Annotated in this window: 11 protein-coding genes; 6 read left to right on the top strand and 5 right to left on the bottom strand. The window is 64.6% G+C overall.

What is annotated here, in order from left to right:
* Positions 1 to 26: 26 nt before the first annotated feature.
* Together ACE10X_RS35220 and ACE10X_RS35215 are read right to left on the bottom strand one after the other, a co-directional pair.
* Positions 27 to 869 carry a MoxR family ATPase gene (locus ACE10X_RS35220; protein WP_028342982.1) on the bottom strand — a complete coding sequence of 281 codons (843 nt, stop codon included), beginning with the start codon at positions 867 to 869 and terminating at the stop codon, positions 27 to 29.
* 171 nt (positions 870 to 1,040) lie between these two features.
* Positions 1,041 to 2,939, bottom strand: coding sequence for a diguanylate cyclase (locus tag ACE10X_RS35215; RefSeq protein WP_375763471.1), 1,899 nt, complete (start codon positions 2,937 to 2,939; stop codon positions 1,041 to 1,043).
* Positions 2,940 to 3,119: 180 nt separating this feature from the next.
* On the opposite strand from ACE10X_RS35215, the gene ACE10X_RS35210 reads away from it, so the two are divergent.
* From ACE10X_RS35210 to sseA, 3 genes are all read left to right on the top strand, one after another.
* Complete coding sequence (locus ACE10X_RS35210; protein WP_375763470.1) at positions 3,120 to 4,295, top strand: VWA domain-containing protein; 1,176 nt, start codon at positions 3,120 to 3,122, stop codon at positions 4,293 to 4,295.
* A 54-nt stretch (positions 4,296 to 4,349) separates the two neighbouring features.
* On the top strand, positions 4,350 to 4,763 hold the full coding sequence (locus ACE10X_RS35205) for a rhodanese-like domain-containing protein (RefSeq protein WP_375763469.1): 414 nt from the start codon (positions 4,350 to 4,352) through the stop codon (positions 4,761 to 4,763).
* A 99-nt stretch (positions 4,764 to 4,862) separates the two neighbouring features.
* Positions 4,863 to 5,720, top strand: coding sequence for a 3-mercaptopyruvate sulfurtransferase (gene sseA / locus ACE10X_RS35200; RefSeq protein WP_375763468.1), 858 nt, complete (start codon positions 4,863 to 4,865; stop codon positions 5,718 to 5,720).
* Positions 5,721 to 5,737: 17 nt separating this feature from the next.
* On the opposite strand, the gene ACE10X_RS35195 is transcribed toward sseA, so the two are convergent.
* Positions 5,738 to 6,577 carry a hypothetical protein gene (locus ACE10X_RS35195; protein WP_375763467.1) on the bottom strand — a complete coding sequence of 280 codons (840 nt, stop codon included), beginning with the start codon at positions 6,575 to 6,577 and terminating at the stop codon, positions 5,738 to 5,740.
* A gap of 330 nt (positions 6,578 to 6,907) precedes the next feature.
* Between ACE10X_RS35195 and ACE10X_RS35190 the strand changes: the two genes are divergently transcribed.
* Both ACE10X_RS35190 and ACE10X_RS35185 read left to right on the top strand, forming a co-directional pair.
* Complete coding sequence (locus ACE10X_RS35190) at positions 6,908 to 8,152, top strand: L,D-transpeptidase (protein ID WP_304496878.1); 1,245 nt, start codon at positions 6,908 to 6,910, stop codon at positions 8,150 to 8,152.
* A gap of 101 nt (positions 8,153 to 8,253) precedes the next feature.
* On the top strand, positions 8,254 to 8,997 hold the full coding sequence (locus ACE10X_RS35185) for a DUF4336 domain-containing protein (protein ID WP_375763466.1): 744 nt from the start codon (positions 8,254 to 8,256) through the stop codon (positions 8,995 to 8,997).
* A 16-nt stretch (positions 8,998 to 9,013) separates the two neighbouring features.
* Here ACE10X_RS35185 and ACE10X_RS35180 read toward each other — a convergent pair whose 3' ends face one another.
* Together ACE10X_RS35180 and ACE10X_RS35175 are read right to left on the bottom strand one after the other, a co-directional pair.
* Positions 9,014 to 9,976 (bottom strand): D-2-hydroxyacid dehydrogenase family protein, encoded by a 963-nt coding sequence (locus tag ACE10X_RS35180; protein WP_375763465.1) that lies wholly within the window; start codon positions 9,974 to 9,976, stop codon positions 9,014 to 9,016.
* Between the two features lie 118 nt (positions 9,977 to 10,094).
* A complete protein-coding gene (locus ACE10X_RS35175; protein WP_038386079.1) occupies positions 10,095 to 10,340 on the bottom strand; it encodes a hypothetical protein in 246 nt (81 codons plus the stop codon).
* A 273-nt stretch (positions 10,341 to 10,613) separates the two neighbouring features.
* On the opposite strand from ACE10X_RS35175, the gene ettA reads away from it, so the two are divergent.
* Complete coding sequence (ettA, locus tag ACE10X_RS35170) at positions 10,614 to 12,263, top strand: energy-dependent translational throttle protein EttA (protein ID WP_375763464.1); 1,650 nt, start codon at positions 10,614 to 10,616, stop codon at positions 12,261 to 12,263.
* Positions 12,264 to 12,415 lie beyond the last annotated feature (152 nt).

Raw genomic sequence — 12,415 nt, 5'->3', positions numbered from 1 at the left:
CGCCCCGGCGTTTGCCGATATCGAAACTAGACTTCGCGGCGGCTGAGGAAAGCCAGCCGCTCGAACAGGTGCACGTCCTGCTCGTTCTTGAGCAGCGCGCCATGCAGCGGCGGGATCAGCTTGCGCGGATCGCGCTCGCGCAGCATCTCGGGGGTGATGTCCTCGTTGAGCAGCAGCTTGAGCCAGTCGAGCAGCTCCGAGGTCGAGGGCTTCTTCTTCAGGCCCGGCACCTCGCGGACTTCGAAGAAGATCCGCAGCGCCTCTTCCACCAGGCGCTTCTTGATGCCGGGGAAATGCACGTCGACGATCTTGCCCATCGTCTCGCTGTCGGGGAACTTGATGTAGTGGAAGAAGCAGCGGCGCAGGAAGGCGTCCGGCAGTTCCTTCTCGTTGTTCGACGTGATCATCACGATCGGGCGCAGCTTCGCCTTGATGGTCTCGCCGGTCTCGTAGACGTGGAATTCCATGCGGTCGAGTTCGAGCAGCAGATCGTTGGGGAATTCGATGTCGGCCTTGTCGATCTCGTCGATCAGCAGCACCGGGCGCTTCTCGTTGGTGAAGGCCTCCCACAGCTTGCCGCGCTTAATGTAGTTCTTGATGTCGGACACGCGGGCGTCGCCGAGCTGGCTGTCGCGCAGCCGGGACACCGCATCGTATTCGTAGAGGCCCTGCTGCGCCTTGGTGGTCGACTTGATGTGCCAGGTCAAAAGTGGCGCGTCGATCGCCTTGGCAACTTCCTCGGCCAGCACGGTCTTGCCGGTGCCGGGCTCGCCCTTCACCAGCAGCGGGCGCTCGAGCACGATGGCGGCATTGACGGCGACCTTGAGGTCATCGGTGGCGACGTAGTCCTTGGTACCCGTGAATTTCATCTATCTGTTTGCCTTGCTTCGTTCGTCGGCGGCCCGGGCCCCCACACGAAACGACCGCTCTCGCAGCGGTCGCATGTCCTCTCCGAAATCTTGTCCGGTACAATTCTAATTGAAAAAGCCGGGCGGTCTAGCGCGGATTCCGCAGCGCAGCGGTACCGGACGCATAGTATGTCAGGCGTACTGTTTCCGTCCTGCGGAATGATTGTCTCCCGCGAGCGACGAGGCCAGCACCGTGCGGTCGCGTCCCGAGCGTTTCGCCTCATAGAGCGCAAGATCGGCCCGGCCGAGCAGCTCGGTCTCGCTCGCGGTCGCGGCCGACCGGCTGGCGATCCCGAGGCTGATCGAAACCACGCCGCGGCGTGCGGCCGGATTGGCGATCGCCAGCGACCGCACCGTGAGGCGCATCGCTTCGGCGACCTTCAGTGCATCCTGCTCGCCGACGCCGGGCAGGATGATCGCGAATTCCTCGCCGCCGTATCGCGCCGCCAGCGCGGTTGTGTTGGTGGTGGCGTCCGCGATCACGCGCGCCACGCGCCGCAGGCATTCGTCGCCGGCCTGGTGGCCTTGCGTGTCGTTGAAACCCTTGAAGTGATCGATATCGAGCATGATCAGCGAGATCTGCTCGCGGTCGCGGAACTCGCGCGGCAGCGCGCTGTCGAAGCTGCGGCGATTGGCGAGCGCGGTCAGGCCATCGGTGGTCGCCAGCTCGGACAGGCGGGCGTTCAGCGCATTGAGCTCGTCCTCCATCTTGCGGCGCTCGGTCACGTCGCGCAGCACGCCGACGACCTCGATGGCATGGTGGTCTTCCGCCGCGCCGGCAAGCTTGAAGTTGATCTCGACCCAAACCTCGCTGCCATCGGAGCGGAAGGTCTTGAATTCGACGGTCTTGGTGGTCGTCCAGTTGGTCAATTCCGATGTCGCCCTGGCGACGTCGGCGAGGTGATCGGGATGCACGAACTCGAAGCAGGATTTGCCGATCAGATCGTCCGGGATGCGGCCGAGGATGGTCTCGACCGACTGCGACACGAACAGGAAGCGGCCGTTGCGGTCCAGCAGGATCACCACATCGGCGATGTTGTCTGCAAGCAGCCGGTAGCGCGCCTCGCGTTCCCTGAGCATCCGCGCGACCTTGGTGCGCTTGGCAAACTCCTTGCCGAGCAGGATCGCGAACAGGATGACGCTTCCCATCAGGATGACGGCGACAAACAGGTCGTTGCGCAAATCGTCATGCCATGCGGCGAGAACCTGGGCTTCCGGCAAGGCGACGATGACCACGATCGGATATTGCGAAGCGCGCTCGAAGCCGAGATATTTGACGCGTCCGTCGAACGGCGATGTGGATTTCGTGTAGCCGGTCCGGTCCTGCTCGATCCTCGCCTTGAATGCCGCGGAAACCTCCTTGTTCCACTTGCCCGCCGGCCAGTGCGCCAAAACGATGCCGTCGAGCCGAAGCAGGGTAATTCCGGCGTGCGGACCGAATTTGAAGGCTTGATAGAAGTTGTCGAAATAACTTGTCTCGATGGTCGCGAACAGTACGCCGCCGAAGCTGCCGTCTTCCCTGGTGACGCGTCGCGACAGCACGATGGTCGGCTGACCGGTCAGGCGCGACTGCAACGGCTCGCTGATATGCAGCGATGCATCCGTCGAGTCGCGATGGCCGATGAAATAGCCGCGATCGGCATTGTTGTGCGCCGGCAGCTCCGCGGCCGACGAGTAGATCCGGTTGCCGTCGGGGTCGATCACGCCGATCTCCTTGATCTGCGGCAGCGCGTCGGCGGTCTTGCGCAACGCCGCGTTGAAGCGATCGACGCGCGGCTTCTGGTATTTCAGCAGATCCACCATGGCATTCATGGACACGTCGATCGCCTGGACCGAATGCGAGGCGTGTTCCGCCAGCGAATGGGTCAGGTTGCGGATGTCGCGCTCGCCCTGGGCCAGCGCCGTGGTGCGCGCCTCGACCGCCTTCCAGATCAGCAGACCCAGCACGAATATGCTCATTGCCGCCACGACGGCGGCGACGATCGCCGTCGGCGAAAACAGTTTCGGCAGTTTGGCGGGGCTGTTGGGCACGTCGATCGGGTCCACTGGCGCGTATTACTGCAACGATCAACGTCCGATCTTAATGTCACGTTTCGGCGCCGGGAGCCGAAGCTGGCCGGGGTGGTTAAGTGAAAGTGAATGGCTGATCCGCAGCCGCAACCGGGGGAGGGGCCCTTGACGGCACCGGCAGGGCGGGCGATTTAAGTAAATATGTTCCTGCAGTTTTTCACATCGCTGCGCGACGCCCAGGTCCCCGTGACGTTACGGGAATATCTGACCTTGATGGAAGCGCTTGACGCCGATCTCGCCGAGCAGACGGTCGAGAACTTCTACTATTTGTCGCGCGCCGCGCTGGTGAAGGACGAGCGCAATCTCGACAAGTTCGACCGCGTGTTCGGCACCGTGTTCAAGGGGCTCGAGAGCCTGCTCGATGCCATGGGCAAGGCCGAGATCCCCGAGGAGTGGTTGAAGAAGCTCGCGGAGAAATATCTCACCGAGGAAGAGAAGAAGCAGATCGAGGCCATGGGCTGGGACAAGCTCATGGAGACGTTGAAGAAGCGGCTCGAGGAACAGAAGGGCCGCCACCAGGGCGGCAGCAAGTGGATCGGCACCGCCGGCACCTCGCCGTTCGGCGCCCATGGCTATAATCCCGAGGGTGTCCGCATCGGGCAGGAGAAGAACCGCAACAACCGCGCCGTGAAGGTGTGGGACAAGCGCGAGTTCAAGGACCTCGACGGCAATGTCGAGCTCGGCATCCGCAACATCAAGGTCGCGCTGCGGCGGCTGCGCAGGTTCGCGCGCACCGGCGCGCCCGACGAGCTCGATCTCGACACCACGATCAAGGAGACCGCCAACCACGGCTATCTCGACGTGCACATGCGGCCCGAACGGCGCAACGCGGTCAAGGTGCTGGTGTTCTTCGATATCGGCGGCTCGATGGATTCGCATATCGAGCAGGTCGAGGAACTGTTCTCGGCCGCCAAGAGCGAATTCAAGCACATGGAATATTTCTACTTCCACAACTGCCTCTATGAAGGCGTCTGGAAGCAGAACAAGCGGCGCTTCACCGATCGCACGCCGACCTGGGACGTGCTGCACAAGTATCCGCACGACTACAAGGTGGTGTTCGTGGGCGACGCCTCGATGTCGCCTTACGAGATCATGGTTCCCGGCGGCTCGGTCGAGCATGTCAACGAAGAGGCCGGCTCGGTCTGGCTCGACCGCATCATCCGCACCTATCCGCACGCGGTGTGGCTCAATCCGGTGGCGCAGAAGCACTGGGACTATTCGGAATCGACCACCATCATCCGCCGCCTGTTCTCCGAGCGCATGTATCCGATCACGATCGAAGGTCTGGAGAACGCGATGCGGGAGCTGGTGCGGTAAACGCACAACGCGTCGCGTGCCGGTGGCGCGCCAACAACATCCAGGGAGAGCTCCATGCCCCAGAACATCCACCGCGGCATCAAGGTGATGATCGACGAGGCCAATGCCGAGATCGAGACCATCAGCGCGGCCGATGCGATCACGCTGATCGGCAAGAACGACGTCGTCATCGTCGACATCCGCGATCCCCGCGAGATCGAGCGCGACGGCAAGATCCCGGGCGCGTTCTCCTGCACCCGCGGCATGCTCGAGTTCTGGATCGATCCGAACAGCCCCTATGCCAAGCCGATCTTCCAGGAAGACAAGAAGTTCATCTTCCACTGCGCCGGCGGCCTGCGCTCGGCACTCGCCGCCAAAACCGCGAAGGACATGGGCCTGAAGCCGGTCGCGCATATGGGCGGCGGCTTTGCCGCCTGGCGCGAGGCCGGCGGGCCGATCGAGGCGTGGGAGCCGAAGAAGAAGGCCTAGGCAGGATGTCACACGCGGGCTTGACCCGCGTGTCCATCGCTTCACAGCAAGATGGATTGCCGGATCAAGTCCGGCAATGACGATGGAGAGACACGCAAGATGACGACGACCGACGATCCGCTCGTTTCGACCGAATGGCTGGCTGCGCATCTCGGCGATGCCAACGTCAAGGTGCTCGATGCGACCTTCAAGCTGCCGGGCGTGCTTCCGCTGCCGAAGGATGATTATCTCGCCGCGCATCTGCCGGGCGCGGTGTTCTTCGACGTCGATGCGGTGTCCGACCACTCCAATCCGCTGCCGCACATGTTTCCGAGCGCCGAGCAGTTCGGCCGTGACGCCGGCGGGCTTGGCATCAGCAATGCCGACACCGTCGTGATCTACGATTCCGGCGGCTGGGTCGCGGCGCCGCGCGCCTGGTGGATGTTCCTGTCCTATGGCCATCGCAACGTGCGCATTCTCAACGGCGGCCTGAAGAAGTGGCGCGCCGAGGGCAGGGCGGTCGAGAGCGGCGAGGTGAAGCCGAAGCCTGCGATCTTCAAGGCGAGCTACGATCCGCAGCGCGTGCGCAGCATCGAGCAGATGATCGCCAATGTCGAAAGCCGTGCCGAGCAGGTGATCGATGCGCGCGCCGCCGATCGCTTCGAGGGCCGCGCGCCGGAGCCGCGGCCGGGCATCCGCGCCGGCCACATCCCAGGCGCCCGCAACGTGCCCTACAACCAGCTGTTCGATGCCGCGACCGGCGAGATGAGGCCGCTCGATGACCTGCGCAAGTCGTTCACGGGCGCCGGCGTGAAACTCGATGCGCCGATCGTGACGAGCTGCGGCTCGGGCGTCTCGGCCGGCGTGCTGACGCTTGCGCTCTACCGGCTCGGCGTCACCGAGAGCGCGCTCTATGACGGCTCGTGGTCGGAATGGGGGCAGGCGAGCGGCCCGCCGATCGCGACGGGACCGGCCTGACAGGTCGTTCCTGCTTGCTAGCGTCGGGTGAGCGGCACCAGGGTCGGCTGGCCGAACGGATCGAGCTGCTGCTGAACGACCTGCCGAACCGGCTGCGCGCGGACAATCCGCCGCCGCTCCTTGCGATGTGCCGGCTTGCTGACCGCGTTGCGCTCCGGCTTCTTCGCCTCAATGGCCTTCGGCGCCACCGGCGCTTCGACAACAACTTCAGGGCCGCCCAGCGTCGCGATCTTTGTCGCGGCCGCGATCGCCTCGGGTGACGGAGGCGGGGCGGGCTCGGGCGCTGACATCGCGGGTGCCGGCGGAGGAAGCGCGGGCTCGCTGGGGGTTGGCGGATCGGCGACGGCGGCGACCTTGGCCTCGGTGGCTGCCGGTGCGGCTTCGGCGGCAGCGGGCGTCGGCTCCGATGCCGGCAAGGGAGCTGCGGTCGGAGTCTGAGCCGCAGTATCGGCGGATTGGGCTGGCGCCGGGGTCGTCGCGGCCTGGGCTTCCGGCTTCGGCGGGGCAGGCGGGACCGGATCATCCGCCGTCACGGCGGCGACCTTTTCCGGCTCGGCTGCAGGGGTGATCTCAACGGGAGCAGCCGGTTCGGACGCGGCCGGCTCGGACGCGGGCGGGGCTGCCGGAGTATCGGTCGTCACCTTGTCGGCGACGGGCGGGTCGACCCGCACCATGGCAAGCACCGGTGGGGTCTCGGGCTGCTGCGCGAATTGCGGCTCGGGCGGCGCCCGGCGGGCCGGAATGCTGGCGAACTCTTCATGCGCCGCGCGAAACAGCGCGGCTGCCCCTAACCCGAACACCAGAAGCGAGGTCGCCAGCACGATCGCGGCGAACAGAAAACGAAGGCCGGGGAGCATGGGCGCGGGTTCCCCCTTCTGCGGGAGGGTCTTCGATGTCGAGGGAACGCGGTGACCACACAAGAAAGCCGGCGTCGCGAGCGCGAATCAGGGCCGATTCGAAGATATCGCAACGTCCCGGGACTGTTTGTTACAAAATGCGGGTGATTGATGACTTTGGCCACGTGGACAAACATTCCCGACCCGTGAGACATCTTTGCCGCAGCGTTGACGCGAAATCACAAAAGGCCCGGAATAGCCCGGGTTTCGCGGATTTGTCTTGAATGCGCCGCTATCTTCCTGCATTGGGCCGTTAACAGTCCGGTGTGGCTTGGGGACTATAACAGAGCAATGATGATCAACCGCATTCTGACGATTTGCGCTGCCGCGGCTCTCGGCGTGGCAGGAACCTCGCTTGCGCATGCGCAGCAGGGCTATCCGGCGCCCCAGGGCACCGCCTATTCGACGGCGCCCCAGCCCTACCCCCAGGGCAGCATGCCGGATTTCGACGCTCTCAATGACGATGACGGGCAGGATTCGGCTGCACTGCCGCCGCCCGGTCCGGTGCTGTCGCCGAACGACCCGCGCTATGGCCGTCCGGCGAATGCGCCCACATATTCCGATCGCGGTGTGCCGCCCGGTCCGGTGATGTCGCCGGACGATCCGCGCTATGGCCGTCCGATGAATGCTCCTCCGGTCTATTCCGACCGTGGCGCGCCGACTGGCCCGGTGATGTCGCCCGATGATCCCCGCTATGGCCGGCCGATGGGGCCGCCGCCGGTGATCTACGGCGACCGTCCGGGTGCGCAACAAGCCAATCGCGACAATGGCGTTCCGGCCGCCGGCGTTTCCTATGGCGACGACCGCGGCGGCATGCGTCCGCCCGAGGGCGTTACCGGAGCCGTGCCGCAGCAGCAGGCGCCGGTCGATGCCAATGGCAAGCCGGTACAGATCGCGGCGCTGCCGCCGGACGAGCAGCCCGAAGACGCCCCGGCGCAACTGCCGCCGAATCTGCGTCGCCAGGAAGTGTCGTTCGCGACCAAGGAGCCGGCAGGCACGATCGTTGTCGATACGTCGAACACCTACCTCTATTACATCCTGGGCAATGGCCGGGCGGTCCGTTACGGCGTCCGTGTCGGCCGCGACGGCTTCACCTGGACCGGCGTGCAGAAGATCACCCGCAAGGCAGAGTGGCCGGATTGGCATCCGCCGACCGAGATGATCGAGCGTCAGCCCTATCTGCCGCGCTTCATGGCCGGCGGACCTGGCAACCCGCTCGGCGCCCGCGCGATGTATCTCGGCTCGACCGTGTACCGTATTCACGGCACCAACCAGCCGTCGACCATCGGCAAGTTCGTCTCGTCGGGCTGTATCGGCATGCTCAACGAAGACGTCTCCGACCTGTTCGAACGCGCCAAGGTCGGCACCCGCGTGGTTGTGCTGCCCGGTGGTCCGCCGCCGGGAACGGCGACGGCTTCTGCCGCGCCCGCGAACCCGATGGCTCCCTCTGCGGCCCAGGCTCAGGCGGCCGCGCCGCTGCCCGGCACGCAGCCGACCACGGTGCAGCCGCTGCCCGCACCGGTGACGGTGCGCTAGGCCAACCGGCAAGTTCATCATTGAAAAAGGCGCGCGAACAGCGCGCCTTTTTTGTTGCAACAAGCCGCGCATCTCGACGTTGCCGCCCGGGAGGCAATGCGATGCAGGACGTCTGCGAAACCTATCCGCCGCTGAATACGCCGAAGCCTGTCGCCGATGACGTATGGATGATCGATGGTCCGATCATCCGGTTCGGCCCGCGCTGGTTCAAGATGCCGTTTCCAACGCGCGCGACGATCGTTCGTCTGCCGGGTGGGCGGCTGTTCATTCACTCGCCGACACCATTGCTGGCCGAGCTCAAGGCCGCAATCGTTGAGCTGGGCGTACCGCGCTGGATCATCGCTCCGAATCGTCTGCACTATTGGTGGATTCCGGAATGGCATGCTGCCTATCCAGATGCGCGCATCTTCCTTGCGCCCGGGATCAAGCAACAGGCGGGCAGTCGGCTGACCTTCGAAGGCGAGCCACTGGAACGATCATCCGGCTATCCCTGGGATGAGTGGATCGCGACGCTGCCGGTGGCAGGCAGCTACATGACGGAGGTCGTGTTCTTCCATCTGCCGTCGCGGACATTGCTGCTGACCGACCTGATCGAGAATTTTGAGGCCAGACGAGTCCGCTCGCCGTTGATGCGGTTCCTGACCTGGCTCGGCGGCGTGCGCGATCCTGACGGCAGCACGCCGCGCGACATGCGATTGACCTTCTCGCGGAACCGCGCTGCGCTGAAGGCCATCGTCGCCCGCATGATGGAATGGAATCCGGAGCGGATCATCCTCGCCCACGGGCGCTGGTACGACCGGAACGGCCGCGCCGAGCTCGAACGCGCGTTCCGCTGGCTCGGCTAGCCGCAGTGAATGCTTTTCAGGCCAGGCGCCGCGGCGGCTCGTTGCCCTTGGTGAAGGCATCGATGCACTCGACCATCTGCTGATAATGCGCCTGCAAGCTCTCGCGCGTGGCATAGCCGAGATGTGGCGTGATCACGACATTGTCGAGCTTGCGTAGCGGGTGATCCGACGGCAGTGGCTCGACCGAGAACACGTCGATGCCGGCGCCGGCGATCGTCTTGTCGCGCAGCGCCGCGAACAGGGCGTCCTCGTCGACGATCGGCCCGCGCGCGGTGTTGACGAGATAGGCCGACGGCTTCATGCGGGCGAGATCGGCGGCGCCGACCAGTCCGCGCGAGCGCGGGCTCAGCACGACGTGGATGGTGATGATGTCTGACGTCGCGAACAGCTCGTCCTTGCTGGCATAGCCGACGCCGGCCTCCTTGCACTTCTCCGGCGTCAGATTGGGGCTCCAGGCGATGACGTTCATGCCGAACACCTTGGCCATGCCGGCGACCTTGCTGCCGAGCTTGCCGAGGCCGATGATGCCGAGCGTCTTGCCCTCGATCTCGGTACCGGCAAAGGTCTGCCAGGCCTCGCCGGCGTGCATGCGCGCGTTCTCGCGGCCGATGCCGCGGGTCAGTTCCAGGATCAGGCCCATGGTGAGGGGCGCGGTGGGATCGCGGATATATTGGGTGCCGCACAACACCACCTTGCGGTCGTTGGCGGCCTCCATGTCGATCGCCGCGTTGCGCATGCCCGACGTGATCAGGAGCTGCAGCCTGGGCAGCGCGTCGAGCAGGCTCTGCGGGAACGGGGTGCGTTCGCGCATCGCGCAGATGATCTCGAAATCCTTCAGCTTCGTCGCCGCTTCCGCCTCGCTCGCGAACGGCTTGTCGAACACGGTGACGTCGACCCGGTCCTTGACCTTTGGCCAGTCGGCCACCGAAAGCGCGATGTCAAAATAGTCGTCGAGGATTGCACAGCGGAGCCGCGTCATCGGGGAAGGTCCATTCAGGGTGAGGGCGACGGCGGGAGATCAACCGTCGGGATACCCGTCATGGTCGCGCGCAATCGGCAGGCGCGCAAGCGGCCGCGGTTTCAAAAAGCGGCGATTGTCACGCGCGCGGCGACGCCTTCTTCGTGGCGCGGATATCGGCGAGCATCGCGCGGACCGCCGGCGACAGCGCCATCTGCTTGGCGCGGCAGGCCGGACCCGGGCCGCGCATATAGTGCAGTTCCGGCCGGTAGGGATTGAAAGCCTTGGCGACGAAGGCGCGCCAAAAGGCGCGGAATTCGGCGAACAGCGTCGCCTCGCCTTCGGTCGTCGGGCGCGGAAGGGGTGCTGAAATGATGGTAGCCATGACGTGGCCTCAACTGTTTTGGCCGCGGTTCTGCCGCGAAAATCGCCGTTTTTCGACGTTGAGAACGAGTTTTGGCCTGATTTATTAAAAGATGGTTTCAATTGTCGTGATTCGGCGCACACATGGCGTCGACCCCGTAATCATCCGTGGTGAAGCCGCGAAACGTGGTGAACGGACGGAAAACAGAGGTCCCGCGGTTGCGCTTTCGGGGGCCGGCCGTTACATCGGCGGCAGCAAAATTTCCACAAATCGGATCAATTCCAGGGACAGCGGATGGCTCGCCAGTTCATCTATTTCATGCAGGGTCTGACCAAGGCGTACCCGACCCGCAAGGTGCTCGATAACATCCATCTGAGCTTCTACCCGGACGCCAAGATCGGCGTCCTTGGCGTCAACGGCTCGGGCAAGTCGACGCTGCTCAAGATCATGGCCGGCCTCGACAAGGAGTATAACGGCGAGGCCTGGGTCGCCGAGGGCGCCCGCGTCGGCTATCTCGAGCAGGAGCCGCACCTCGATTCGGCACTCAACGTTCGTGAGAACGTCATGCTCGGCGTCGCCAAGCAGAAGGCGATCCTCGACCGCTACAACGAGCTTGCGGTCAACTATTCGGACGAGACCGCCGACGAGATGACCAAGCTGCAGGACGAGATCGAGGCCCAGGGCCTGTGGGATCTCGACAGCAAGGTCGACCAGGCGATGGACGCGCTGCGCTGCCCGCCCGACGATGCCGATGTCACAAAACTGTCCGGCGGTGAACGCCGCCGCGTCGCGCTGTGCCGCCTGCTGCTCGACCAGCCGGAATTGCTGCTGCTCGACGAGCCGACCAACCATCTCGACGCCGAGTCGGTGTCGTGGCTGGAAGGCCATCTGCGCAACTATCCCGGCGCGATCCTGATCGTCACCCACGACCGCTACTTCCTCGACAACGTCACGGGCTGGATCCTCGAGCTCGACCGCGGCCGCGGCATCCCCTACGAGGGCAATTACTCGTCCTGGCTGGTTCAGAAGCAGAAGCGGCTCGAGCAGGAAGGCCGCGAGGACGCCGCGCATCAGAAGACGCTGGCCCGCGAGCAGGAATGGGTGGCGTCCTCGCCGAAGGCGCGCCAGGCCAAGTCGAAGGCCCGCTACCAGCGCTATGAGGATCTGCTCAAGAAGGCGAGCGAGAAGCAGACCCAGACCGCGCAGATCATCATTCCGGTCGCCGAGCGGCTCGGCGCCAACGTCGTCGACTTCGAAGGCCTCAGCAAGGGATTTGGCGATCGCCTGCTGATCGATGATCTCACCTTCAAGCTGCCGCCCGGCGGCATCGTCGGTGTGATCGGTGCCAACGGCGCCGGCAAGACCACGCTGTTCAAGATGATCACCGAGCAGGAGACGCCGGACAAGGGCACCATCACGGTCGGCGAGACCGTGCATCTCGGCTATGTCGACCAGTCGCGCGACGCGCTCGAGGGCAACAAGACGGTGTGGGAGGAGATCTCCGGCGGCAACGAGTTGATCCTGCTCGGCAAGAAAGAAGTCAATTCGCGCGGCTACTGCTCGGCGTTCAACTTCAAGGGCGCCGACCAGCAGAAGAAGGTCGGCGCGCTGTCGGGCGGTGAGCGCAACCGCGTGCATCTCGCCAAGATGCTGAAGTCGGGCGCCAACGTGCTGCTGCTCGACGAACCGACCAACGACCTCGACGTCGACACGCTGCGCGCGCTGGAAGAGGCGCTGGAGGACTTCGCCGGTTGCGCCGTCATCATCAGCCATGACCGCTGGTTCCTCGACCGCATCGCGACCCATATCCTGGCCTTCGAGGGCGACAGCCATGTCGAATGGTTCGAGGGCAACTTCCAGGATTACGAAAAGGACAAGATGCGCCGGCTCGGCCAGGACAGCATCATTCCGCACCGCGTGAAGTACAAGAAGCTGACGCGCTGATCGGCTCAAACGGTCGAGCGCGGCCATCGCCGCGTTCGGTCGTTGCTCGTTGGCACGATCGTGACGGCATCGCGGCGCAATCTGCGGCCAGTTGTCGCTTTTCAAGCGCGCGGGATTGCGTAGATAGAGCGCTCCCGCAAATCAAATTCTGC

This window comes from Bradyrhizobium sp. Pha-3, assembly GCF_042258325.1.
Lineage (GTDB): Bacteria > Pseudomonadota > Alphaproteobacteria > Rhizobiales > Xanthobacteraceae > Bradyrhizobium > Bradyrhizobium elkanii.
This window is presented reverse-complemented; position numbering and strand designations above follow the sequence as displayed.